Below are 25,430 nucleotides of genomic sequence, written 5' to 3'. Positions count from 1 at the left end.
ACCGAGGCCACCAGCGGAGCCGTCAGCAGTGGGCCAGGACCCCCTCGGCGACCGCATGGAAACGCCGTTCGTCGAGGCGGGCGGCGGTGCGGCGCACGGTGTCGGGATCGATCCGGATGATGCGGTTGAGCCGCACCTCGCTCGGGCGCCCCTCGTGGTCCCAGGGACCGGCGCCGATGTCCAGCCAGTACCGGCCGACAGAAGCCTCCTGGGCGGCGTCGCGATCGTGGTCCTTCGACGTCAGCTGCAGCCCCAGCAGCCAGGGCCCGTCGGCGCCGATCAGCAGCACCGGCCGATCCTTGCCCCGGGTGGCGTCCTCCTCGAACGGGACCCAAGTCCACACCACCTCACCAGGGTCAGGACGCCCGTCCTCCCGCGGACGGTAGGTGATCACCGGGCGGCCGGTGAAGTCGCCGGGATAGACGGGAGTGCCGGTGCCGGTGCCGGTGCCCCGCTGAGCGCCGGACCGGGGCCGGGGCGGGGCCTGCGGTGCCGGTCGCGGCACGGGAGTGTCCGGGCGGCCGCGGTCGGCCGGCCGCGACGGCGGCGTCACCCGGAGGGCCGTGCGGACAAGGTCCTCGGCCAAGCGCCGGACCGCGCGCCCAAGGCCCTGCCGTCGATCGTCCATGCGCCCCACGCTACCCAGCCGGAGCGCTCCCCGGGACCGGGCCGGAGCAATCGGCCGGGTCAGGCCGCCCGGTAGCGGTGCCGCGCCAGGTCGGCCAGCATCTTCACGTTGGCGGCCAGCTCGCGGCGTACGGACCGCCGCCACGACGCCGGCGCGGTGCGGCGCACGCTCGCGTCGCCCACGCCGTACGCGTCGAGCCCGATGGTGCGGCAGATGGTGAGCGTACGGGGCAGGTGGTAATCCTGGCTGATCATCGTCACCCGCGTCAGTCCGGGCGTCTGGCGGGCCCGACGGCAGGAGGCGTACGTGTCGACGCCGTCCTCGTCGAGGACGATGCGGTCCTCCGGGATGCCCCGCTCGACCAGGTAGCGCGCCATCTGGCTGACCTCGGCGTTCGACGCCTCGTCGCCGGAGACGATCAGCCGGCGGACCTTCCCGGCGCGGAACAACGCGAGGGCCAGGTCGAGGCGGGCCCGTAGGGACGGCGACGGAGTCCCGTTCGGGTACATCTCGGCGCCCAGGACGAGGCCCCATTCGGTCGCCGGAACATCGGCCGGCGTACGACGACGGGACCGCGTCCCGATCACCGTCCAGGCGCCCAACCCTGCCAGCCCCGCCAGGCCGAGCAGGAGGGCGGCACCGATCCCGAGTCCGGTGGCGGCGGCCGCCCGACCGATGCGCCGCGACCGACTACTCAGGATCGTCCTCCGGGGTCCGCCGCAGCTCGCCCGGATGCAGTTCGGCCCCGGCCGGCGCGGAGGCCGGCGAGGCGGACTCGAGGCTGGTCCCGCGCCAGCGGGCGATCCCCCGCATCACGTGGTAGATGGCGATGGCGCCGAAGGCCCCGAGCGCGATGCCGTTGAACACCACGCCGCCGACCTGCTTGCCGTCGACGACCTGGCCGCCGAGGGTCCAGGTGTAGTTGGCGATGCCGGCGATCAGGGCCACGGCGGCGGTGTTGAGGTTGACCGGGTCGGAGAAGTCGACGCGGTTCTGCACCCAGATCCGCACGCCGAGCATGCCGATCATGCCGTACAGCACCGTCGCCGCACCGCCCAGCACCCCGGCCGGGATCGTCGCGATCAGCGCGCCGAACTTCGGCACCAGCGACAGCAGCAGGGCGAACGTGCCGGCGACCATGTACGCCGCGGTCGAGTAGACGCGGGTGGCGGCCATCACGCCGATGTTCTCGGCGTACGTCGTGGTGCCGGAGCCACCTCCGGTGCCGGCGAGCAGCGTCGACAGGCCGTCCGCCAGGAGGGCCCGGCCGGTGACGTCGTCGAGGTCATCACCGGTCATCGCGGCGACCGACTTCACGTGGCCGATGTTCTCGGCGATGAGGACCACGACCACCGGCAGGAACATCGCCAGCACCGACGGCTCCCAGGTCGGGGCGTGGAAGGTCGGCAGGCCGAGCCAGGCGGCCTTGCCGATGGCGGAGAAGTCGACCTCGCCCCGAAGCACGGCGGTGACGTAGCCGAGGATCACGCCGACGAGGATGGACAGGCGCCCGAGCATCCCGCGGAAGAAGACGGTGACGAGGATGATCGCGACGATCGTCACCACCGAGGTGACCGGTGCCTTCTGCACGTTGCCCCAGGCCGCGGGCGCCAGGTTGAAGCCGATCAGGGCGACGATGGCGCCGGTGACCGTCGGCGGCATCACCCGGTTGATCCAGTGCGCGCCGGCGAAGTGGACGATGACACCCACCAGGGCCAGCAGGGCACCGACGGCCATCACGCCGCCCAGCGCCGAACCCATCCCGTGGGAGGCGGTGGCGGCGGTGATCGGGGCGATCAGGGCGAAGCTCGAGCCGAGGTAGCTGGGCACCCGGCCGCGGGTGATCAGCAGGAAGAGCAGCGTGCCGATGGCGGAGAAGAACAGCGTCGTCGACGGCGGGAAGCCCGTGATCAGCGGCACCAGGAAGGTGGCACCGAACATGGCGACCACGTGCTGCATGCCGATGCCGATGGTGGCCGGCCAGGCCAGCCGCTCGGACGGCTTGACGACGTCGCCGGGGACGATGTGGTATCCGTCGCCGTGCACGGTCCAGCCCAGGAAGCTACGCCGGGGCCGGCGCTGCTGTGGGGTTTGGGGTTGCGGTGTCCTGGTGGTGTTGGCCACGGTCCCTCCGATCCGGGGCATACCTGGCGTACGCCGCGGACAATGGTAGACCCCGGCCGGGCGAGAGATCACCCCGCCAACCGCTCACCGCCATCCCTTCACCGCCGTGCGCCCACCGCCGAGCGCTCACTCGTGGTGCAGGGCGGCGACGACGTCGAGCCGGGCGGCCGAGCGTGCCGGGATGAGGGCGGCCAGTACGCCGAACACGATGCCGACCACGACGGTGAGCAGCACCCCGCCCCACGGGAACGTCCACGGCATCGGCCAGCCGATCATCCGCATCGCCTCGACCAGCGCGTAGCCCAGCCACAGGCCGGCGGCGACGCCGAAGACGGTGCCGATCACCGAGAGCAGCAGCGACTCGGCCACGACCATCCGCTTGATCTGGCGACGGGTCGCCCCGACGGCACGCAGCATCCCCAGTTCGCGGGTGCGGGCCAGCACCGAGATGGCCAGGGTGTTGAGCAGCGCCAACAGCGACGGGACCGCCAGGGCGGCGATCAGCCCGTAGAAGATGACGTACGTCTGGTTGAAGATGGACAGTTGCAGATCGCGCCACTGCGCCGATTCGTAGAGTTTGAAGCCCGGGTACCCGTCGACGATCCGCTGCACGGCGGCGGTGACCGTCGCGGGGTCGGCGGACGGCTTGCGGTTGGCCATCACCAGCAGGTCGTCGGTGACGTCGAAGTCGCGGGCCAACTGGTCCTGGCTGACGTAGATAGTGGCCAGTTTCGCATTGAGGTAGTCATTGCCGACACCGGCGACGTAGTAGACCCGGGGCCCGTTGGGCGTGTCGAGGGTGACGGCCTGCCCGGAGGTCAGCCCGCTCTGCCCGGCGAAGATGCCGTTGGAGATCAACCAGCGTCCCGAGCCGAGCTGGGCCAGGGCGGCATCGGTGCTGCCGGCCGTCCACTCGAAGTTCGCGACCTCGGGGTAGGTGGCGGGATCGATGCCGATGACCTGGACATCGTGGCCGTTCAGCTTCGCGCGGGCGAGCCGCAGCGTCGACACCGGCCCGATGCCGGCGGTGTGGGCGATGTCGGCGGCCAACTTGGGTCCGGCGGCGACGTTGCCCTGTCCCAGGACGATGGAGTTGGGGATGACCAGGTAGTCCGCCGACAGGGAGCGGTCGATGTAGCCGGTGAAGCCGGCGAAGATCGACTGGACGACGGTCACCATCGCCACGATCGAGGCCAGTCCGAGCATGACCGCCGACACGGTGTTGGCCGACCGGCCGGGATTGCGCTGCAGGTTGGACCGGGCGATCGCCCCCTCCCGGGCGTACGCCAACTCCACCGCGCTCCCGGCGGCCCGGGCCAGCGGATGGACGACCGCCGGGATGACCAGCGCCAACCCGACGAGGAACAGGACGGAGCCCAGCCCGACCAGCGACGCGTCACGGGTGACCAGGCAGAAGAGCGACACGACGAGGACGCCGACGCCGATCCACCCGCGGACTCCTGCCCCGCGCCGGTACACCTCCTCGGTCTGGGGCCGCAGGGCCTCCATCGGGGTGACCTTGCCGGCGGCGCGCGCGGGGATGATCGCGGCGAGCACGGTGAGGCCGATCCCGAGGACGATGGCCTCGGCGTACGTCGCCGGCTCGAAGCGGACCGGGCCGATCCGCAGGTGGACCACCGACTCGACCATCGGCGCCATCACGGCGAACAGGCCCGCCGCCATCAGGTAGCCGAGAACCATCCCGAGGAGGGTGCCCAGCACCCCCTGGAGCAGCGACTCGACCAGCAGGATGCCCGTGATCGTGCGACGCCGGGCGCCGATCGCGCGCAGCATGCCGATGTCACGGCGCCGTTCGGCGACCACCGTCCGGAAGCTGTTGAGGATGATGAATCCGGCGGTGGCAAGGGCGAACAGCCCGAACAGGGTGAACGCGTACCGGCTCACCTGGATGGAGGCGAGCAGGGAGGAGTTCGACGAGAGGCCACCGACGGTGTAGTCCGGCCCCACGGCCGTACGGACCGCGTCCTCGACCGCGGACCTGTTGGCGTCGGGTTGCAGAGAGGCCTGGACGGTGGTGATCTTCGCGCCCAGGCCGAAGAGGGTCTGCGCCGCGCCGATCGGCACGTAGACGGTCTCCTGCCCCGGGACCGTGGCCGCCGTGAGCAGACCGACGACGGTGAAGCGGGTCGACCCCACCGGGGAAGGGAGCACGAGGGGACTCCCCAGGCCGAGGCCCAGCCGGCCGGCGAGGTCGGCGGAGAGCACGGCGACATCACCGTCGGTGGTGGTCAGCGCACGACCGGAGGCCAGCCCGAGGTCACGGATGCGCCCGGAGACGGCGGGATCGATGCCGACGACGGTCACGGAGCTGACCTGCTGGCCGGTCGGGATGTCCCGGCGGACGGGCAGCGGCGCGGACTGTTCGACCTCGCCGGTGGCCAGGGCGATCCCCGGAACGCGGCCGACCTTGTCGACGACGGAGGGGGCGAACGGCTGGGCCAGCGTCTGGGTGACGGTGAGATCGATCTTCCCCGACGCCGACAGCAAGGAGCGGGTGAAGGCGTCGACCAGGGTCGGCACCACGCCGCCCAGGCCGAAGATCAGCATCACACTCAGCGCGACCGCCAGCGTGGTCAGCGCGGAGCGGAGGCCGCGCCCGCGCAGGTAGCGCCACGCGAGGGTCCACGTGACGGTGGTGCTCATAGCAGTCCGGCCCTTTCCATGGCGCGCAGCGGCGCCTCGCGGGACCCGTCGAGGGGCAGGTCGTCGACGATGTGCCCGTCCTGCATCAGGACGAGCCGCTGGGCGTACGAGGCAATCCGCGGATCGTGGGTCACCATCAGCACCGAGCGGTGCCACGCGGCGGCGACCTGGCGGAGCAGCTCGGCGATCTCGGTGGCCGACCGCGAGTCCAGGTTGCCGGTGGGCTCGTCGGCGAGCACGAGCGCGGGATCGGTGGACAGCGCCCGGGCGACGGCGACCCGCTGCTGCTGGCCGCCTGACAGTTGGTCGGGCCGGTTGTGCAACCGGTCGGCCAGACCGACGCGGGTGAGCCACTCGACGGCGGCGTCCTCGGCCCCGGCATCGCCGTCCAGGGTCAGCGGTAGGGCGGCGTTCTCCACGGCGTCCAGCACCGGGATGAGGTTGAAGAACTGGAAGACGAACCCGATCCGGCGCCGGCGCAGCTCGGTCAGCCGGTCGTCGGGCAACGTGGTCAGCTCGGCCCCATCCACGAAGACCTCGCCCGAGGTCGGGGTGTCGAGGCCACCGACCATGTTGAGCAGGGTCGACTTGCCGCAGCCCGACGGACCCATCACCGCGACGAACTCCCCGGGCGCGACGCTGAGGTCGACGGCGTCCAGGGCCCGGACCTCACTCTCAGCCGATCCGTACGTCTTGGTCAGCGCGACGGTCCGGACGATCGGGGCGCCCGCCCCCTCGGCCGCGACGGCGGGGGCGGAGGTCGCCTCCGCCGCGACGGCGGGGGCGGGCACGTCGGCCACGGAGGCCCGGCGGCGGCTACTTCCCCACATCGACGCTCGCCCCGTCCTTGAGGGCGCTCAACTGGCTGGTCGCCACGACGTCGCCGGCGGCGAGGCCGCTGGTGATCTGGGCCTGGGTGGCGGACGAGGCGCCGACGGTGACCGGGGTCCGGTGTGCCGTGCCGTCCGTCACCTTGTACACCCAGCGCTGGGCACCGTCGGCCTGCACCGCCTGCAGCGGGACCACTAGGGCATCAGGGATGTCCTGGGTGGCGAGCGAGGCGTCACCGCTCATCCCGAGTCGGAGCACGGCGTCGCCGGCGGCGAGGGGGATCTTGACGATGTAGGCGACACCACCGGTCTTCGTACTGACCGAGGTCGTGGCGACCTCGGACACCGCGCCGGGGAACGTACGACCGGGATAGGCGTCCAGGGTGACCGTGGACTGCTGCCCGACCGCCACGTGGGCGATGTCCGCCTCGTCGACCTGCGCCGCGAAGACGGGGTGTCCCAGGTCGGCGATGGTGAACAGCGGCACGGTGGGACCGACGGACGCCCCGGCCGCGGCCTTCGGGCCCGTCCCGTCCGTACGGGTGGCCGCGAGCACGTTGAGGGTGACGGTCCCGCCGACGGGGGCGGTGATCGAGGCCTTCGCCGCGTTGTCGCGGGCCGCTCGCAGCCCGGCCGAGGCGGCCGAGCGGGCGGCGACCGCGGCGTCATGGGCGGCGTTGGCCGCCTGGATGGCGGCATCGCGCGTCCGGGTCTGGGCGTCGGTGTCATGCGGCATGGCTCGGGCGAGGGCGAGCTGCGCGGAGGCGGATCCCGCTTGGGCCTCAGCCGCGGCGACCTGTGCCTGGGCCTGCGCGACGGCTGTCGACAGCGCGGCCGTGTCGAGGGTGGCGAGCTCGTCGCCGGCCTTGACGACCTGGCCGTCGCTGACCCGTACGCTCGCGAGGGTGCCGGCGATCGGCGAGTACACCGGGACCAGGCTGGCCGCCTCCACCGTCCCGGACGCGCTGACCGTGACCGAGAGCCGCTGCGTGCTCGCCGTGGCGGTGGTGACCGTGGTCCTGGCGCCGCGCTGCGACATGACGTAGCCGGCGACCAGGGCGAGGACCACGACGGCGACGACGACGCCGGCGATCAGACGCCTCCTCCGTCGCGTCCGCCGCGGAGCCTGCTGTGCTGTGGTGCTGCCCGTCATCGGGCCCTCCCGGTCGATGGGGTGGAGGCCGTCCCCGGAGCGAGGGCAGCCATGAAGAGTGGGTGCAGGCCACGCACCATCGCGTGGTCGAGGGGGATCGCGAAGGTGCCCTCGCGCGCCCCGAGGATGCGTTCCGCCGCCGTGGTCAGGGCGGTCATGCCGCGGACGATGTGGTCCGCGAACCCATCGGATGATCCGGCGGCGATCGCATCCTCGAAGATCCGGGTCGAGGCATCCAGCCAGAGGGACAGCACGAGGTCGGTGGTGGCGTCCACCTCGGCGACCATGAACGTCCCGTCGGAGGATCCCAACGCGACCAGAGGCCGGAAGAGGTCCCTGGTCCGGTCGTGCCACAGGTCGAAGAGGCGGTGGCGCAACTCGACGTTCTCCGGCTTGTAGAGCAGCGGGATGAACGCCATCGCGTCCTCGACGCGCTCGGTCTTCCACGCCGTGGCCTGGCCGAGGAGGGCCCCGAACCGGTCGGCCCCGGTCCCGGTCAGATCCTGCGCGCCGGCTTCGAGGCTGGCGAACAGGCCGTCCACGAAGCGCTGGACCAGGGCGCCGAGCATGTCCTGCTTCGAGCCGAAGTAGTAGTAGAACGTGCCCTTCGCGACACCCGCCTCGCGGGTCAGCTGATCGATCGACAGCGCGTCGTACCCCACGGTCGTGCAGAGCCGCAGTGCCGTGTCGAGGAGTTCGTCGCGGCGCTCCTCGGGTGCCTTCGAGACCCGTCCCACACCGTCAAGCGTACAACTGACTGACCGTCAGTCAATCGGTGGAGAACGTGACAGACGTGACATCGCCCCCGACGACCTGTGGGCCGTCGGGGGCGATCAAGGGAAGCTGTCAGCCGTTGTCGATGCTGCTCATGTCGCCGTAGCGGGGGCCGACGACGGCCTCGCGCGGCACGGCGTCGGTCAGCGCGGCGACCTCGTCGGCGGTCAGCGCGATGTCCCTGGCGGCCGCGTTCTCCTCGAGGTAGGCCACCCGCTTGGTCCCCGGGATCGGGACGACGTCGTCACCCTGGGCGAGCACCCAGGCGAGGGCGATCTGGCCGGGCGTCACCCCCTTGGCGTCGGCCACCTCCTTCACACGGTCCACCAGGCGCAGGTTGGCCTCGAGTGCGTCGCCCTGGAAGCGCGGGAAGTAGCGGGTGTTGCGGGAGTCGCGCTCCTGGGCGACGGACTCGGCGGTGAGCCGGCCGGTGAGGATGCCACGGCCCAGCGGGGAGTACGGCACCAGACCGATACCCAGCTCACGGATCGTCGGCAGGATCTCGTCCTCGAGGTCGCGGGTGAAGAGCGAGTACTCGGTTTCCAGGGCGGTGATCGGGTGGACGGCATGGGCCCGGCGGATCGTCGCCGCCGACGCCTCGGACAGTCCGAGGTGGCGGACCTTGCCGGCCGTGACCAGATCGGCCATCGCTCCGACGGTCTCCTCGATCGGGACCTTCGGGTCGACGCGGTGCTGGTAGTAGAGGTCGATATGGTCCACGCCGAGACGCTGCAGGGAGGCGTCGCAGGCGCTGCGTACGTAGTCCGGGCTGCCGTCGATGCCGAGCCGTTCCCCGTTCGGGCCGCGGACGTTGCCGAACTTCGTCGCGAGCTGCACCTCGTCGCGGCGCCCGGCGATCGCCCGGCCGACGAGTTTCTCATTGGTGAAGGGGCCGTACATGTCCGCGGTGTCGAGGAAGGTGATGCCGAGGTCGAGGGCGCGATGGATGGTCGCGAGTCCGGCGGCCTCGTCGGGGGCACCGTAGAACTCGGACATGCCCATGCAACCCAGCCCCATCGAGGAGACGGTGAGGGGCGAGGCGGTGCCGAGGGTCCTGGTCAGCTCAGTCATGACTCCAGCCAACCGCCATCGGGGCACCCCGCGTCAAGACCCGCGCCCCACGAATCGTACGGATGGGTTCGTCCGGCAGTGGCCTCGGCAGGTGCCCCGGAACGGTTCCGCCCCACCCCGACAGCGGACGGTCAGGGTGGGGCGGAGGGATCGGAGGGCTCGAGCTAGGAGACCCGCTCCTGTCAGACCCGCTGCGAGCGGTAGTAGCGGATCAGCGCCTTGGTCGACGGGTCCTGGGCCTCGATCGCGGCTTCGTTGCCGGCCACCGCGGGGGTCAGCTCCTTGGCCATCTGCTTGCCGAGTTCGACACCCCACTGGTCGAAGGAGTCGATGCCCCAGACGATGCCCTCGGTGAAGGTGATGTGCTCGTACAGGGCGATCAGCTGGCCCAGCACGGACGGGGACAGCTCCGGCGCCATGATCGAGGTGGTCGGCCGGTTGCCCGGGAACACCCGCGCGGAGACGATCTCCTCACGCGTGCCCTCGGCCCGCACCTCGTCGGCCGTCTTGCCGAACGCCAGCGCCTTGGTCTGCGCGAAGAAGTTGCCGAGGAACAACTCGTGCACGTCGTTCTCGGCGTCCCGGGTCGGGTTGGCCGGGTTGGCGACCGCGATGAAGTCGGCCGGGACGAGCCGGGTGCCCTGGTGGATCAGCTGGTAGAACGCGTGCTGGCCGTTGGTGCCGGGCTCGCCCCAGAAGATCTCGCCGGTGTCGGAGGTCACCGGGGTGCCGTCCCAGCGGACGCGCTTGCCGTTCGACTCCATCGTCAGCTGCTGCAGGTACGCCGGGAAGCGGTGCAGGTACTGGGCGTACGGCAGCACGGCGTGCGACTGGGCGCCGTGGAAGTTCGTGTACCAGATGTTCAGCAGACCCATCAGCGCGGGCACGTTGCGCTCGAGCGGCGTCGTACGGAAATGCTCGTCCATCGCGTGGAAGCCGGCGAGGAACGCCTCGAAGTTGTCCGGGCCGATGTAGACGGCCAGCGCCGTGCCCACCGCGGAGTCGACCGAGTAGCGGCCACCGACCCACTCCCAGAACCCGAACGCGTTCGCCGGGTCGATGCCGAAGGCGGCGACCTTCTCCAGGGCGGTCGAGACGGCGACGAAGTGCTTGGCGACGGCCTCGTTCTCCTGACCGTCGGCGATCGCGCCGCGGTCCTTCAGCGTGGAGAGCAGCCAGTTGCGGACGATGCGGGCGTTGGTGATGGTCTCCAGCGTGGTGAACGTCTTCGAGGCGACAATGACCAGCGTGGTCTCCGGGTCGAGCAGGAAGGTCTTCTCGGCCGCGTCGGTCGGGTCGATGTTGGAGATGAAGCGGCATTCCAGGCCGAGCTGGCCGTACGGCTTGAGCGCCTCGTACGCCATCACCGGGCCGAGGTCGGAACCGCCGATGCCGATGTTGACGATGGTCCGGATCGTCTTGCCGGTGATGCCGCGCCACTCGCCGGAACGGATCTTCCGGGCGAAGGCGTAGATCTTGTCGAGCTCACCCTGGACGTCGGCCACGACGTCCTTGCCGTCGAGGATCAACGACTGGCCCGCGGGCTTGCGCAGCGCCGTGTGCAGCACCGAGCGGTCCTCGGTGACGTTGATCCGGTCGCCGCGGAACATCGCGTCGATCCGGTCGGTGAGGTGCACCTGGTCGGCGAGGTCGACGAGGCTGGACACGATGGTGTCGTCCAGCCAGTTCTTCGACATGTCGACGAAGAGGTCCCCGGCGGTGAAGGAGAGGCGCTCGGTACGTCCCGGGTCCTCGGCGAACCACGTACGCATGTTCGGTCGGTAGTCCTGGGCGAGGGAGCTCAGCCGCCCCCAGGCCTCGGTGGTGGTGGCATCAACGGGAGACTGCATGAGGCAAGACTAGGGCCGCAGGTCCGCACGCGTCCGCCCGGGGCGCACCCCACGGGGGATCGCCCGCGATACCGCGCCGCGACGACCGTACGACCCGCTACCGTGGCGGCATGGAGAACTCTGAGCTTCCCGACGGTGTCACGCTCGAGCAGGGCGAGGGTGGCCAGCCGGTGGTGCGGGTGGCCATCGGCTCATGCACCGCGGAGGTGTACCTGCACGGGGGTCACCTCACGGGCTGGCAGCCGACCGGGCAGGAGCCGGTCATCTGGCTGAGCGGGATGTCGCGCTTCGAGGACGGGGCGGCGATCCGAGGCGGCGTACCGATCTGCTTCCCCTGGTTCGGCTCCGGGACGGACGGGCAGCACTACCCGCCGCATGGTGTCGCACGGCTGACCCGCTGGGCGCTGGTGGAGGCGACCCCGGTCGCCGACAGCATCCGGCTCCGCCTGCACCTGGACGGGCACGACGTGGACCTGGCCGGCCTGGAGGACTTCGACCGGGACTGGGCCGCCGACATCACCTACACCGTGGGTCAGGTGCTCGACATCGACCTGCGCGTCGAGGCGTACGGCAACCGCAGTACCCCGTTCACCTTCGAGGAGGCACTGCACACCTACCTGCACGTCGGTGACGCCCGCCGGATCACCATCGACGGGTTGGACGGTTGCGGCTACCACGACAAGGTGATCAACGGGGAGTTCGACCAGCGGGGCACCGTGGTGATCGTCGGGGAGACCGACCGCATCTACCAGCACGCGGGCGACGTGGTGGTCAAGGACCCGACGCTCAAGCGCACCCTCGGGATCAACAAGCGCGGCTCCGGGCAGACGGTCATCTGGAACCCCTTCGTCAGCAAGTCGGCCAAGATGGGCGATTTCGGCAACGACGAGTGGCAGGAGATGCTCTGCGTCGAGGCGGCGAACGTCGGCGCGGGCGCCGTCACGCTGTCCCCCGGCCAGTCGCACACCATCCACCAGCGGATCGCCGTGGATCGTACGCAACGGAGCGGCGTGAGGCGCAGCCTGGCCTGAGTGTGAGGGGGGACGGCGAGCCCTCCCATTAGAGTGAGGCCATGTCGACGCGTACGGATCGGGCCCGCACCGAGGACGGGGTCGCCCGGCCGTTGGCCGCCGGGACCAACTCGGAGTACCGGGTCGACCTGGAGCGGATCCGCTTCTCCCCCTCCTTCTCCCGGCTCGCCGAGGTCACCCAGGTGGTCTCGGCCGGCACCACCGGCGGGATCGTCCACAACCGGCTGACCCACACGATCAAGGTCACCGCGGTGGCCCGGGCGATCGCCGTACGCCTCGAGGAGGGCGCGGCACCGGAGCGGATCGAGGCCCTCGGCGGCCTCAACCACGTCGTCGCCCAGGCCGGGGCCGGCGCCCACGATCTGGGCCATCCGCCGTTCGGCCACCTCGGCGAGCAGGAACTGGACCGCCAGGCCCGAACCCGGTTCGGCCTGAACGACGGATTCGAGGGCAACGCCCAGACCTTCCGGGTGCTCACCGAACTCGAGACGCACGGACCCGGTGACGAGGGCCTCAACCTGACCACTGCCGTTCGCGCCTCGGTCCTCAAGTACCCCTGGGGCCGGCACCACTGGCCCGACCCCCATCCGCGGACCTGGGCGCGGCAGCCCCGCGGCGCCCGTCCGGACGCCAGCGGCGGCTCGTACAAGTTCAACGCGTACGTGCCCGACCTGGACGAGCTGATCGCGGTCCGGAAGGCGTTCCCGGACCTCCGGCCCGACCTGCAGACCCTCGACTGCGCCGTGATGGACCTGGCCGACGACGTCGCCTACTCCCTGCACGACCTGGACGACTTCCACCGGGCCGGGGTGCTGCAGTTCTCGGCCGTGTCGAGTGAGTTCCGCACCTGGGCGCAGCAGCGCGACGAACTCACCCTGCTCCCCGACGAGCGGCTGGCCGCGCTGACCCGGGCTCCCGGGATCGGGCTCGAAGGGCTCCGGCGGCGGCTGGCGGCTCGGGACGCCTGGATCTTCGACGACGACGCCTATCTGGAAGCGGTGCTACGGGTCGGCAAGGAGTTCGTCGAAGGGGTGCTGGCGATCCCGTACGACGGCTCGATGGCTGCCGATCGGTCCCTGTCCGGCTTCACCTCGACGTGGATCGACGACCTGGTCGCGTCCGTCCGCCTCGTCGATGACCCGCCGGTGCGGGGGTCGTCCGTCGAACTGTCGGCGGGGGCCTGGCACGAGGTGCAGGTGTTGAAGTTCATCCACCAGTACTTCGTCCTGCACCGCCCCGACCTGGCCCTGATGCAGCGCGGGCAGGCGAACGTCATCCGGCAGATCGTCGAGGCGTTCGACGACTGGCTGGGCGACCGGCTCGACGCCACCCGGGCCCCTCGTCGCTTGCTCGACCTGGTCGAGACCGCCACCGAGGGCTACCGGCGGGTGGCCCGGCGCCACCCGGGCTGGCTCGACGGGATGACCTCACGCGAGGACGTGCTGCGGATGGGGCGCGGCCGCGGCATCATCGACTTCGTCGCGGCCATGACGGACCACCAGGCCGAGGCGACTGCGGCGCGGCTGCGCGGTGGGTCGGGCCTGCTGTGGGGTGGCGGGTCGGTCTGAGGTGCTGCGGGGCGGGCGGTGTCCGCCAGCGCGCCGCGGACCGTCCAGCGCCGCGCGGACACTGCATCCTGCTGACCTGTCGGCATCGCGCCGACCCTCGAGCACCCCGCGGATGCTCCAGCAGCCCGCGGACCCTCAAGTACCTCGCGGACCTCAGGACGGCAGCGGGAGCACATGAACGTCCGCGGGGAGCTTGGCTGCCATCACAACGTCCGCAACAAGACCCGCGGCTCCGGCCTGGGCACCTGGGACGCGTGCCCGACTCGGCAGGGCAACCTTGTAGGCGCTCCGACACCCGCGGACCCTCGAGCACCTCGCGGACTCTCGAGCACCCCGCGGACCCTCAAGTACCTCGCGGACCTCGGGACGGCAGCGGGAGCACATGAACGTCCGCGGGGACCCAGCACCCCCGCAGGAGCATCCGCGACAAGACCCGCGGCTCCGGCCTGTGGCCTTCGTGCGCCCACCCACGCCACCTCGGACGTATCCGTGTGGGCGGGTAACGCAGCTCGAGCCGGCTCTGGTGTTGTCCTGTTCACCCGAGGTGTTGTCCATGTCGTTGCCGAGCTACCGTCCGGCGCAGTCAAGGCCTTCGATGGAGCCATGAGGCCCACTCCGACCGATCCGCCCCAAGCCCTGCACATTCTGGGTGAGAACCATCCGCCCGGCGACCTCATCACGGTGAACGACGCCAAGCTCCTGGGCCTCGATCCCCGCGACCTGTCGGCACGCTACCGAGCCGGGAAGTTGGATCGTCTGCGCCGTGGCGCGTACGTCGTGCCCGGAGTGAAGGACCCGGTCGCCAGGCACCGGTCGATGATCCAGGCGGCCCGCCCGCTGCTGAAGCCGGACACCGTGATCAGTCATGTGTCCGCGGCGGTCTGGCTGGGGCTCGACGTCCCGTGGGGCCTGCTGGGTGACGACGCCATCCATGTCACGAGGGGCGACAGGGGTGGCAGCATTCGGCAGAGGCTGGTGACTCATACCGCCCCGGTCCCCAGCGGCCAGTGGCAATTGGTCGACGGCCTGCGGGTGACCACGCCCGCCCGTACGGTCGTCGACGTGGCCCGCACCGGGCCGAAGCCGGAAGCCGTAGCGCTGGCCGACCATGTGCTCCGCACACGAGGGGCTGCGATCCGGGACGAGATGACCAGGATCATCGCCAAGGACGCCGGGCGGCACGGGATCGCGAAGGCGAGAGTGGTCCTGGCCTTCGCCGATCCGAGGGCCGAGAGCGGTGGCGAGTCGATCAGCCGGGTCCTCCTAGCCCACGAAGGGCTTCCCACCCCGGAACTGCAATGGGAGGTCCGCGACCCACGGGGCAACTTCGTCGCGAGATGCGATCTGGGCTGGCCGGAGCACCACACCGCGGGAGAGTTCGACGGACGGCTGAAGTACCAGGGCGCTGGGGCACCGAGCAAGGATCCGGGCGCCGTGGTGTACCGAGAGAAGCTTCGTGAGGACAGACTGCGGGGGCTTGGTCTGGAAGTCGTGCGGTGGACGTGGGCCGATCTCGAGGATCCCCACGCGCTGGCGACCCGGATCCGACGCGCATTGGATCGCGGCAGAGGCCGTTGAGGCCGAGACCGACGATCTCATCGCCGGCCCCGACCTTGCCGACAGCGCCAGACTGGGCACGTGTACATCCTGTCCGCGATCCTGCACCGCGCCCTGATCGCCCAGCCCCTGCCCGGCCCGTCCGTGGTGCTCGGTCTGGGCCTCGCGGCGATCCTGCTCGTGGGACTCCGACCCCTATGGCGTACGACCCGGATGCTGGTGACGATCACCCACGAGGCCGGGCACGCCGTCGTCGGCGGGCTCTGCGGACGCCGGCTCGAGGGCATCCGGCTCAACGCCGACACCTCCGGGGTGACGGTCACTCGCGGACGGGCAGGCGGTCCCGGCATGGTGGCCACACTGAGCGCCGGCTACACCGCCCCGGCCGTCGTCGGCGTCGGCGCCGCGGCGATCCTGGGGACCGGTCACGCTTCCGGCCTGCTGTGGGTGTTCCTGCTGGTCCTTGCGCTGATGCTGCTGGCGATCCGTAACCTCTACGGGCTCCTGGTGATCCTCGTGGTCGGCGGCGCACTCGGGCTCGCCACCTGGTATCTGCCCGTCGCCCTCCAGAGCTGGCTGGCCTACCTGCTCTGCTGGGTGCTGCTCCTGGGGGCCGTACGCCCGACGCTGGAGCTCGCCGGTACGCGTGACCGTGGCTCCGACCCGGCCCAACTGGCCCGGCTCACCCACGTCCCCGCAGCGCTGTGGACCGGCCTCTTCATGCTCGTGGCGCTGGCGGGGCTCCTGCTCGGTGGCTGGATGCTTCTCGGTGCCACGGGGTTGGTCACGCCGCTCCTGCCGCTAGGCTCGACGGCATGACTGATATCCCCGAGATCGACCCGCCCGAGGGCCCGGCTCCCACCGAGCTGCAGATCGTCGACGAGATCGTCGGCGAGGGTACCGAGGCCAAGGCCGGCGACGTCGTCGACGTCCACTACGTAGGGGTCGCGTACTCCTCCGGCGAGGAATTCGACTCCTCCTACCGCCGCGGCACCCCGCTGGCGTTCCAGCTCGGTGTCGGCCAGGTGATCCAGGGCTGGGACCAGGGCGTCCAGGGCATGAAGGTCGGTGGCCGCCGCAAGCTGGTCATCCCCTCGCACCTGGCCTACGGCGACCGTGGCGCCGGCGGCGTCATCGCTCCCGGTGAGACCCTGATCTTCGTCTGCGACCTGGTGAACGTCCGCGGACAGCGCTGACACGACTCCCGGAGGGGTGATCCTCCTCCGCCAATCACACCCCGGGGACATCGTTCCCGGCGAGTGGCGCATCGGGCCGTCAACCGGCGGTCCCACACGGCGCGCCGCCGCCGGGAACCGTCATCCTCGGGGTGTTCTGCTGGTGTGGCCCCGCTCCCCGCCACAGCCGCCGGGCTTCTGGGCAGATGCCGGGCGTCGGCACTCGGCGGGTAACTGGAACGACGGCGTCTGTGTCACTTGTGCCGCGCCGCAGCGGCGCCAAGGACGCCAGATGCGTCGGGGCCCGTGCCCCTGAGGGGTGCCTCAGGAGACGGTGACGTGGACGTGGTCCATGTGGTTCGCCGTGGGCGATCCGCGGTCCTCCATCGGCCGCCAACCCTCTGAGGAGCGCTGGGTGGTCCAGATCTTCTGCTGGTAGATGACCTCGGTGATCCCGAGGCTGGAGGCGTGGGCCCGCATGTAGTTCGCGATGTCCCAGCCGCGGGTGGAGTCCCCGATCATGATGTCCAGGGCGTGCCCGGTCCCGTGCGGTCCCGGATCACCGTCGCGGGATCCTCCGTACGCGGTGACGTACGAGAAGACCTGGCAGCTCACCTCGTAGACCCGCTGGGCGTTGGCCCCGAGCCACCCACTCGGCTTGGGGCAGTTCGCCACGGATCCGGACGGCTGCGGCGAGGCCGACGACTTCAGCGACGAGGCCTTCGGCGTCGAGGCCTTGGTCGCGGACGGCGTGGGGCTCGGCGTCGAGGAGGCAGACGGTGTTGCCGACGGGGTCGCCGACGCCATCGCGGTGGCGCTGGGGGTCTCCGAGGGGGCGAGCAGGCGCTGTTCGGAGCGGCTGGCTCCCGAGGTGTTGCGCAGGGCGATGTCCTGGGGGATCGCCGCCGCCGGTACCGCCTCCAGCCCGGCGGTCCGCTGGGACCCCAGAACCACCCCGACGGTGCCGACCGCCACGACCGAGGCTGCCACGCCCGGCACCAGCAGGCGGGTCGCCCGGGCGCCGATGCCCTGGGGCTCGTCCGGGTCGATCAGTGCACGGCTCGGGCGCTCGCCACCTCGCGGCCCGCGGAGGGAGACCGCGATGTCGCGGAGGCTCGACCTCGGGGACTGCGGTGCGGCGCGGCGTGCCTGGTTCACGATGACCCTTCCGGTGGGGGTGACGGGAGGTCCGATTGGATCCTAGGGGACACCCGGCCGATCATCACAATCGGGTCACGCAGAGCGGACAACCTGTGGAAAACCTGTGGACAACCTGGGCGCGGCGGACGAGTGCCGAGCCTCACCCCATCCGTGCGAACGACTCCACCAGCACCACCGGCTCGCCGGCCTCGTCGCTGGCCTGCAGGTGCACGGTGGCCAGGATCGACCAGTCGTGGTCCCCCGCCGGGTCGTCGATGATCTGGCGGACCTCCCAGACCCCCTGCTTCGGTTTCTCCTCCACCAGCAGCAGACTCGGCCCACGGGCGGCGGGGCCGTCCCCGAGGGTCTCGTGGTCGTCCCAGTAGTCGCCGAGGGCGTCCTCCCAGGCCGCCTCGTCCAGTGGCGGACGCACACCACCGCCGAGCAGGCCGGCGGCGTACGCATCCAGCGCGGCCAGCTGCCCGAACCGGTCGTCGGCCGCCAGCCGGACCCGCTGGAAGAGCGCGTTGCGGACCATCACGCGGAACGCCCGGGCGTTGCCGGTGATCGGCCGGGTCGGCGCGAGCTGCTGTCCCGCGGCGACCCGCGCGGCCGCCTCGGCCACCGCCTCCGGGTCGGTCAGCGCCTCCCACTCGTCCAGCAGTGACGAATCGGTCTGGCGCACCGTCTCCCCCAGCCACTCCAGCAGGTCGTCGAACTCCTCGGTGCGGCGGGACTCGGGCACGGTCTGGCGCAACGTACGGTAGGCATCCGAGAGGTAACGCAGGACGAGTCCCTCGCTGCGCGCCACCCCGTAGTGGCTGACGAACTCGGTGAAGGTCTGGCCCCGCTCGTACATGTCGCGGACCACGGCCTTCGGCGAGAGCTGATCGGCCGACACCCACGGGTGGGTGTGCGCGAAGACCGTCAGCGCAGGCTCCAGCAGGTCGGCCAGCGGCTGGGGCCAGGTGATCTCCTCGACCAGCCGCATCCGCTCGTCGTACTCGATGCCGTCAGCCTTCATCTCGGCGATCGCCTGGCCGCGGGCCTTGTGCTGCTGCTCGAACAGCACCGGGAACGGGTCGTCGAGGATCGCCTCGATGATCGACACCACGTCCAGCACGTACGTCGGCGACTCGGGGTCGAGCAGGTCCAAGGCCGCCAGCGCGAACGGCGCCAGCGGCTGGTTCAGCGCGAAGTCGTCCTGCAGTTCGGGGGCGATCTCGTAGATCCGACCCGTCTGGTCCGCCGCCGGCAGCCGGACGAGCACGCCCGACTCGAGCAGCCCGCGGGCCAGCCGGAGCGCCCGGCGGACCAACCGGCGCTTGCTGCGCTCGTCCTCGTGGCAGCCCAGCAGCAGGTCACGCATGTTCGCGAACGGGTCGCCGCGTCGGGCGACGACATTGAGGATCATCGCCTCGTTCACCCGCATCCGCGAGACGAGAGCCTCCGGTTCAGCGCCCTTCAGCCGGTCGAAGGTCTCCTCGGTCCACGAGACGAAGCCCTCCGGAGCCTTCTTGCGGACCACGCGGCGCCGTTTCTTCGGGTCATCGCCGGCCTTGGCCAGCGCCCGCTCGTTCTCGATCACGTGCTCCGGCGCCTGGCAGATGACGCGCCCCGAGGTGTCGAAGCCCGCGCGCCCCGCACGCCCGGCGATCTGGTGGAACTCCCGCGCCTTGAGCAGCCGGTGCCGGGTCCCGTCGAACTTCGTCAGTCCGGTGAAGACGACCGTACGGATCGGCACGTTGATCCCCACACCGAGCGTGTCGGTGCCGCAGATGACCTTGAGCAGGCCGGCCTGGGCGAGCTGTTCGACCAGCCGGCGGTAGCGCGGCAGCATCCCGGCGTGGTGCACGCCGATGCCGGAGCGGACCAGCTTGGACAGCGTGCGGCCGAAGCCGGTATGGAAGCGGAATGCGCCGATCTCCTCGGCGATCCGGTCCTTCTCCTCGCGTGAGGTGAGCTTGGCCGACAGCAGCGCCTGCGCGGTCTCCAGCGCAGACTTCTGGGTGAAGTGCACGACGTACGCGGGGGCCTGGTGGGTGGTCACGAGTTCCTCGAGCAGCTCGTGCATGGGGTCGAGCGACCAGGAGTACGACAACGGCACCGGACGCTCGGCGTCGTCGACCACGGCGGTGGGATGCCCGGTGCGCTCGGTCAGGTCCTTGGCGAAGAACGAGACGTCGCCCAGCGTGGCCGACATCAACAGGAACTGCGCCTGCGGCAGGCAGAGCAGCGGCACCTGCCAGGCCCACCCCCGATCGGGCTCGGCGTAGAAGTGGAACTCGTCCATCACCACCTGGGAGATGTCGGCCCACCGACCCTCCCGCAGCGCGATGTTGGCCAGCACCTCCGCGGTGCAGGCGATGATCGGGGCGTCGGGGTTGACCGAGGCGTCCCCGGTGAGCATGCCGACGTTCTCAGCGCCGAAGATCTCGCACAACGCGAAGAACTTCTCCGACACCAGTGCCTTGATCGGCGCGGTGTAGAAGCTCACCCCGTCCTGGGCGAGGGCGGCGAACTGCGCGGCCGTGGCGACCAGCGTCTTGCCCGAGCCGGTCGGTGTGGCGAGGATCACATTGTTGCCGGAGAAGAGCTCGATCGCCGCCTCGTCCTGGTGGGGGTAGAGCGTGATTCCGCGACCCTCGACCCACCCCGAGAAGGCCTCGTAGAGGGCGTCGGGGTCAGGAGTGGCGGGGATCACGTCGGTGAGCATCATCAGCAGCATCCTCTCAGGTTCCGGACGGAACGGTGCTGTCGGTTGCTCGGCGGACCTCGGGCAGGACAGTGGTCGGAACGCCCTGAGTCCGTCCATCGTCTCGGCCCGGGGACCGCGTGGGCGGGAGACGTTGCCGAACCGTGACACAATGACCCGGTCCTCATTGACGTGATACGTGACGCACTGACTGGAACGACGGAGGAGAGCGATGGGACAGGCCCTGCGGCGGCTCGGCGCGGCGGCGGTAGCCCTCGGCGTAGTGACGCTCGGCACGGTCGGCGCGGCGGTACCGGCGGTTGCCGGCCCCGGTTCCGGCAACCCCTCGCGTGACAATCCGAACTCCGCGAACTACGTCCCCCCGGCTCCCCCCGCTCCCCCTGCGGCGCCGAGCAGCCAGACCGCCCCGGCGACGACCGCTACGGTGACCAGCGCGTCGCCGAGTCCCGCGGCCTCGACCTCCCCCTCGCCCCTGCCGGTGATCACGCTGCCGGCCCAGTCGGGTTCTCCGTCCGAGAGCGCCACGCCGACGCCTGCGCCGGCCTCTCCGTCCGCCTCACCGACGCTTCCGCCCGGCTTCGCGGCCACCGACGTCGACGCGATCGCCGCCGACGGGCACACCTCGGCCCTGGCTGGCACCGGAGGTACCTGGTGGGTCCTCGGCGTCATCGGGGTGCTCGCGCTCGGCACGGGCGGCTTCCTGGTCCTGCGCCGGCGCTGACCGGGCGCAGCGTCGTCGTCTTCCCCGCCTAAGGGCTCAGCGACGTGCGCCCGATTCGAAGCGGCGCAACCGCATCGAGTTCGACACCACGAAGACCGATGACAGCGACATCGCGATGCCCGAGATCAGCGGATTGAGCAGCCCGGCGGCCGCGAGCGGGATCGCCGCGACGTTGTAGGCGAAGGCCCAGACCAGGTTGCCGCGGATCGTCCGCAACGTACGCCGGGACAGCGCGATCGAGTCGGGGACGACGTCGAGGCTCTTGCGGACCAGGATGATGTCGGCCGACTTCATCGCCACGTCGGTGCCGGTGACCACCGCCAGGCCCAGGTTCGCCGTCGCCAGGGCCGCGGCATCGTTGATGCCGTCCCCGACCATCGCCACCCGGCGGCCCTCCGCCTGCAGTCGTTCGATGGTGGCCGCCTTGTCGGTCGGCAGCACCTCCGCGATGACCTCGTCGACGCCGACGCTCTCCCCGACCGCGCGCGCGGCCACCTCGTGGTCGCCGGTGAGGAGGACCGTACGCAGCCCCATCGCCTTCAACCGCGCCACCGCACCCGCGGCGGATTCCTTGATCCGGTCGCTGACGACGAACGCGCCGGCGACCCGGCCGTCGAGCGCGAGGACGACACCGGTGCGGCCGTCGGCGGTGGCGGCCTCGAGGGCCTTCGCGATGTCGGCGGGCAGCACCGTTCCCTCCGCGGCCATCAGAGCCGGGGTGCCGATGAGGATCTCGGAGACCACGCCGTCGCGCTCCAGCCGGGCCCGAACCCCCTGTCCGGGGAGCGCTCCGGCCTCGGTGATCGCGCCGGCGAGGTCGACCCGGCCCTCCGGCCCGGCCAGCCCAGCGGCGTGCGCCGTCTCGCCCTCGGCGACCTCAGCAGCGTGAGCGGCCTCGGTGATCGCGCGGGCGATCGGATGTTCGGAATGCCGCTCCACGGCGGCGGCCAGCGCCAGCAGCTCGGCGGCGTCCGCGACCGGGCCGTCCGCGGCGAGGACCGTACGCTCCAGCGCCATCCGTCCGGTGGTCAGCGTGCCGGTCTTGTCCAGCACCACCGTGTCGATGACGCCACTGGCCTCGAGGGCGTCGGGACCCTTGATCAGGATGCCGAGCTGGCCGCCGCGGCCGACGCCGACCATCAGCGCGGTCGGGGTGGCCAGGCCGAGGGCGCAGGGGCAGGCGATGATCAGCACGGACAGCGCGGCGCTGAAGGCCGTCCGCGGCCCCGCACCGGCGAGGAACCAGGCGCCGAGGGTGACCAGGGCGATGCCGATCACGGTGGGGACGAAGACCGCCACGACCTTGTCGACCAGCGTCTGCACCCGCGCCTTGCGGGCCTGTGCCTGGTCGGCGGTGGCCGCCATCTGGGCCATCTGCGTGTGGGCGCCGATCTGGCGGGCCTCGACGATCAGGGCTCCGGTGGTGTTGATGGTGCCGCCGAGCACGCGGTCACCCTCGCCCACCTGCTCGGGGATCGGCTCGCCGGTCATCATCGAGGTGTCGACGGCCGAGTTGCCGACGACGACCGCGCCGTCGGTGGCGATCCGCTCACCGGGGCGGACGAGGAACCGTTCCCCCACCCGGAGTTCGGCGAGCGGGACGACGACCTCGCGCCCCTCGCGGATGACGCGCACCGTGGTGGGCGCCAGGTCACCCAGCGCGCTCAGCACGGACCGCGCCGACCGCTTCGATCGGGCCTCGAAGTAGCGCCCGGCGAGCAGGAACGTGGTCACCGCCGAGGCGACCTCGAGGTAGAGCGAGTCGGCCCCGGTCGGGGTGATGCCGTAGCCCAGCCAGTAGCCGGAGCGATCCGGCGCGCCGAGCAGGATCGAGATGACCGACCAGGAGAAGGCGGAGAGGACACCGAGGGAGACCAGCGTGTCCATGCTGGTCGAGCCGTGGCGCAGGTTGCGCCAGGCGGCCTTGTGGAAGGGCAGCGCCGCCCAGAAGACGACCGGCAGGGAGAGCAGCACGAGCAGCCACTGCCAGCCGGGGAAGCGCATGTGCGGGGTCAGGGCGAGGACGATGGCCACGTCGCCGAGCGGCACGGTGAGGAAGGCCGCGACGATCAGCCGGTTGCGCAGCATCCGCACCCGGGCGTCCGCGCCGGCCGTCTCCTGGCCCTCGGCGACCTCGGTGGCGCCGTAGCCGGCCTTCTCCACCGTGGCGATCGCGTCAGCCGCCCCCCGGTCGGGTCCTAGCCCGGTGACGACCGCACGCTCGGTCGCGTAGTTGACGGTGGCGCGGACGCCCTCCATCTTGTTGAGCTTGCGCTCGATCCGGTTCGCGCAGGCGGCGCACGTCATCCCGGAGATGTCCAGTTCGACGCGCTGGTCCAGCCCTCCGTACGACAGCAGCGTGGACGACGCCGACGTGGCGGCGGTGGTCTCGATGTCGTTGGTGCCGGTGGTCCCGGTGGTGTCCGTGCTCATCGCCGCAGCTTCCTCTCGTCGAGGCGACGTTCCTGGTCACGCTGGGCGAGCTGGGCGAGCATCTCGTTGTACGCGTCGAAGGAGTCGTCGAGACCGGTGTCCTGGGCCCGGTCGAGCCGCTTGGCGTCGCGGGTGTCGGCCTGGAACCACTGGATGCTCAGCGCAAGGATGACGATCAGCAGTGGCACCTCACCGACGATCCAGGTGATCTGTCCGGCGACGACCTGGTCGGTCATCAGGTCGGGGATCCACGGGACGGCGATGGTCCGGTAGAACGTCTCGCCGATCAACTGCGAGGCCTGCAGGATGAACACGGCGAACAGCGCATGGAAGGGCATCACGCCGATGACCAGGGCGAGGCGGCCCATGTGGGGCAGGTTCGTCCACTTGTCGACGCCGGCGACCATGTCGAAGAACAGGTAGCCGGTCACCATGAACCACAGCAGCATCAACTGGTGCGCCCAGTGATAGCGCATCAGCCACGGGAAGAGCGGGGTCAGGTAGACGAGGAACAGCGAGCTGGCGTAGAGCACCCAGACCACCAGCGGGTTCAGGGCGCGGCGCAAGGGCCGGTAGTCGTGCAGGGCGATCGAGACCTCGCGTGGCCCCAGCAGCTGGCCCTTGGGGCGCGGGTGACCGGCGGCCTGGACCAGCGAGACCGGGCCGCCGAGGAGGCAGAGGACCGGGACGAGCATGTTCACGGTCATGTGCACGAGCATGTGCCACGAGTATTGGACGGTGGAGTACTCCCACAAGCCTGCGGTGGCGAGATAGAGCACCAGCACCCAACCCAGGGCCCAGAAGAGCGACCGGACGACCGGCCAATGGCCACCCCGGGCCCGGACCCGGTGGACGCCCCAGAAGTACGTCCCGAGAGCGGCGACGGCGAGACCGATCCACAGCAGGTTGGGCCGGCCGAGGGCGGCGATCCGGGCGGCGGTCGACGGGAGGTCGACCTGGTAGCCGAGGTAGTTGACCTGGATGGACTGCGGGATCAGGAACCGCGGCGGGGGCAGGTGGTTCTCGGCCGCCCGCAACGTGACGTACGCGATGGCGATGAGCACGTCCCGGAGGGCCGATCGGGCGGCACGGCCCGGCGTGGTGCGGGCCGGGTCGGCCTCGCCACTGAGCCAGCGCCACAGCCAGCTGACGGCGAGCAGGGCGAGGGTGGCGAAGAGGCCGATCGTCGCGAAGCCGTAGGCGCTGGCGGTGATCGGGTGGCCGGCGAGCTGCTGCCAGGCGACGACGCCGTGACCGGCGACGGTGATGAGCAGCAGCAGTGGCACGGCCTTCTGATAACGGCGCAGCCGGTTCACCGCGGTGGTCGGGGAATCGGGTGCCGTCAGGTCGTTGGCCCGCAGCAGCACGGCGACGGCGGCGGCACCGAGCGGCGCCCAGGCCAGCGACAGCCAGATCGCCGAATCCGTGGCCCAGTCGTGGTTCTGGCCGACGGACACGTTGCCGGTCGCGGTGACGAAGGTGGTGGCCAAGGTGCCGGCCAGGAAGACCAGCAGGTACGCGGCGTACGAGCGGGAGGTGTAGGCCACGATGACGATACAGAGGGCGACCAGCATCGAGACGAACCACGCCAGGGCCGCGGTGGTGCTGGTGATGAAGTCCCACCAACTCCCCGGCGTCAGCGCATACCCGAGCGGCACCCCGTTGACGTACGCGGCGCTGGCGGCGGTCTGTATCAGGGCGGCCCAGAACCACAGCTGCGCGGCACGACCGACCCAGCGGCGCAGCCGGTCGCCGACGGGGGTGAGCCGATAGGTGCCCGCGACCGGGGTGAAACCGATGATCGCCATCGCTCCCCCGAGGGTGGCCAGCGCCGCGAGGCGGGCGGCCAGATCGCCCAGGCCGGACACGTACCCGGTGAACGGATCGGTCTCGGGGCGGGCCGGAAGCGGCGGCTGGCCGGCCAGGTGGCGCATCACCAGCCAGATCCCGACGATCCCGGCCAGGACCGTGATCCCGAGGATCGCCCTCGTGACC

19 protein-coding genes are annotated in these 25,430 nt (G+C 71.1%); 6 read left to right on the top strand and 13 right to left on the bottom strand.

The features are described 5' to 3' along the window. Nucleotides 1-22 precede the first annotated feature (22 nt). The 9 genes from Rai3103_RS08065 to pgi form a co-directional block, all read right to left on the bottom strand. Entirely contained in the window at nucleotides 23-628 is a 606-nt protein-coding gene (locus Rai3103_RS08065; protein ID WP_153572162.1) for a type II toxin-antitoxin system PemK/MazF family toxin, read from the bottom strand. A 59-nt stretch (nucleotides 629-687) separates the two neighbouring features. Continuing rightward, nucleotides 688-1,215, bottom strand: a complete 528-nt coding sequence (locus Rai3103_RS08060) for a SanA/YdcF family protein (RefSeq protein ID WP_153572161.1) — start codon at nucleotides 1,213-1,215, stop codon at nucleotides 688-690. Between the two features lie 103 nt (nucleotides 1,216-1,318). After that, nucleotides 1,319-2,752, bottom strand: coding sequence for a uracil-xanthine permease family protein (locus tag Rai3103_RS08055; RefSeq protein ID WP_228489263.1), 1,434 nt, complete (start codon nucleotides 2,750-2,752; stop codon nucleotides 1,319-1,321). A 126-nt stretch (nucleotides 2,753-2,878) separates the two neighbouring features. Continuing rightward, entirely contained in the window at nucleotides 2,879-5,416 is a 2,538-nt protein-coding gene (locus tag Rai3103_RS08050) for an ABC transporter permease (protein ID WP_153572159.1), read from the bottom strand. Continuing rightward, nucleotides 5,413-6,246, bottom strand: coding sequence for an ABC transporter ATP-binding protein (locus Rai3103_RS08045; RefSeq protein ID WP_153572158.1), 834 nt, complete (start codon nucleotides 6,244-6,246; stop codon nucleotides 5,413-5,415). The genes Rai3103_RS08050 and Rai3103_RS08045 overlap by 4 nt, the downstream gene beginning before the upstream one ends. Beyond that, complete coding sequence (locus tag Rai3103_RS08040) at nucleotides 6,233-7,399, bottom strand: efflux RND transporter periplasmic adaptor subunit (RefSeq protein ID WP_153572157.1); 1,167 nt, start codon at nucleotides 7,397-7,399, stop codon at nucleotides 6,233-6,235. Before Rai3103_RS08040 ends, Rai3103_RS08045 begins: the two co-directional genes overlap by 14 nt. Continuing rightward, on the bottom strand, nucleotides 7,396-8,136 hold the full coding sequence (locus tag Rai3103_RS08035; RefSeq protein ID WP_153572156.1) for a TetR/AcrR family transcriptional regulator: 741 nt from the start codon (nucleotides 8,134-8,136) through the stop codon (nucleotides 7,396-7,398). The genes Rai3103_RS08040 and Rai3103_RS08035 overlap by 4 nt, the downstream gene beginning before the upstream one ends. Nucleotides 8,137-8,245: 109 nt before the next feature. Continuing rightward, entirely contained in the window at nucleotides 8,246-9,244 is a 999-nt protein-coding gene (locus Rai3103_RS08030; protein WP_153572155.1) for an aldo/keto reductase, read from the bottom strand. 182 nt (nucleotides 9,245-9,426) lie between these two features. Next, nucleotides 9,427-11,094 carry a glucose-6-phosphate isomerase gene (pgi, locus tag Rai3103_RS08025; RefSeq protein ID WP_153572154.1) on the bottom strand — a complete coding sequence of 556 codons (1,668 nt, stop codon included), beginning with the start codon at nucleotides 11,092-11,094 and terminating at the stop codon, nucleotides 9,427-9,429. A 110-nt stretch (nucleotides 11,095-11,204) separates the two neighbouring features. On the opposite strand from pgi, the gene Rai3103_RS08020 reads away from it, so the two are divergent. From Rai3103_RS08020 to Rai3103_RS08000, 5 genes are all read left to right on the top strand, one after another. After that, complete coding sequence (locus Rai3103_RS08020; protein ID WP_153572153.1) at nucleotides 11,205-12,125, top strand: D-hexose-6-phosphate mutarotase; 921 nt, start codon at nucleotides 11,205-11,207, stop codon at nucleotides 12,123-12,125. A 41-nt stretch (nucleotides 12,126-12,166) separates the two neighbouring features. Further along, the gene (locus Rai3103_RS08015) at nucleotides 12,167-13,693 is read left to right on the top strand and encodes a deoxyguanosinetriphosphate triphosphohydrolase family protein (RefSeq protein ID WP_153572152.1); all 1,527 of its coding nucleotides are present in this window, start codon (nucleotides 12,167-12,169) and stop codon (nucleotides 13,691-13,693) included. A gap of 603 nt (nucleotides 13,694-14,296) precedes the next feature. Next, nucleotides 14,297-15,271 (top strand): type IV toxin-antitoxin system AbiEi family antitoxin domain-containing protein, encoded by a 975-nt coding sequence (locus Rai3103_RS08010; protein ID WP_153572151.1) that lies wholly within the window; start codon nucleotides 14,297-14,299, stop codon nucleotides 15,269-15,271. 60 nt (nucleotides 15,272-15,331) lie between these two features. Beyond that, entirely contained in the window at nucleotides 15,332-16,069 is a 738-nt protein-coding gene (locus tag Rai3103_RS08005; RefSeq protein WP_153572150.1) for a M50 family metallopeptidase, read from the top strand. Next, nucleotides 16,066-16,446, top strand: a complete 381-nt coding sequence (locus Rai3103_RS08000; protein ID WP_153572149.1) for an FKBP-type peptidyl-prolyl cis-trans isomerase — start codon at nucleotides 16,066-16,068, stop codon at nucleotides 16,444-16,446. The genes Rai3103_RS08005 and Rai3103_RS08000 overlap by 4 nt, the downstream gene beginning before the upstream one ends. 303 nt (nucleotides 16,447-16,749) lie before the next feature. On the opposite strand, the gene Rai3103_RS07995 is transcribed toward Rai3103_RS08000, so the two are convergent. Together Rai3103_RS07995 and Rai3103_RS07990 are read right to left on the bottom strand one after the other, a co-directional pair. Next, a complete protein-coding gene (locus Rai3103_RS07995; RefSeq protein WP_153572148.1) occupies nucleotides 16,750-17,583 on the bottom strand; it encodes a VldE C-terminal domain-containing protein in 834 nt (277 codons plus the stop codon). Nucleotides 17,584-17,725: 142 nt separating this feature from the next. Then, nucleotides 17,726-20,284 carry a DEAD/DEAH box helicase gene (locus Rai3103_RS07990; protein ID WP_153572147.1) on the bottom strand — a complete coding sequence of 853 codons (2,559 nt, stop codon included), beginning with the start codon at nucleotides 20,282-20,284 and terminating at the stop codon, nucleotides 17,726-17,728. Between the two features lie 208 nt (nucleotides 20,285-20,492). On the opposite strand from Rai3103_RS07990, the gene Rai3103_RS07985 reads away from it, so the two are divergent. Beyond that, nucleotides 20,493-21,002 (top strand): hypothetical protein, encoded by a 510-nt coding sequence (locus Rai3103_RS07985; RefSeq protein ID WP_153572146.1) that lies wholly within the window; start codon nucleotides 20,493-20,495, stop codon nucleotides 21,000-21,002. Between the two features lie 36 nt (nucleotides 21,003-21,038). Here the strand turns inward: Rai3103_RS07985 and Rai3103_RS07980 are convergent, their stop codons facing one another. Both Rai3103_RS07980 and Rai3103_RS07975 read right to left on the bottom strand, forming a co-directional pair. Next, complete coding sequence (locus Rai3103_RS07980) at nucleotides 21,039-23,435, bottom strand: heavy metal translocating P-type ATPase (RefSeq protein ID WP_153572145.1); 2,397 nt, start codon at nucleotides 23,433-23,435, stop codon at nucleotides 21,039-21,041. Continuing rightward, nucleotides 23,432-25,369, bottom strand: a complete 1,938-nt coding sequence (locus Rai3103_RS07975) for a cytochrome c oxidase assembly protein (protein ID WP_228489317.1) — start codon at nucleotides 25,367-25,369, stop codon at nucleotides 23,432-23,434. The genes Rai3103_RS07980 and Rai3103_RS07975 overlap by 4 nt, the downstream gene beginning before the upstream one ends. Nucleotides 25,370-25,430: the final 61 nt, after the last annotated feature.

The organism is Raineyella fluvialis (assembly GCF_009646095.1).
Classification (GTDB): domain Bacteria; phylum Actinomycetota; class Actinomycetes; order Propionibacteriales; family Propionibacteriaceae; genus Raineyella; species Raineyella fluvialis.
The sequence above is the reverse complement of the archived record's forward strand: the minus strand, read 5'-3'. Positions and strand labels throughout refer to the sequence as shown.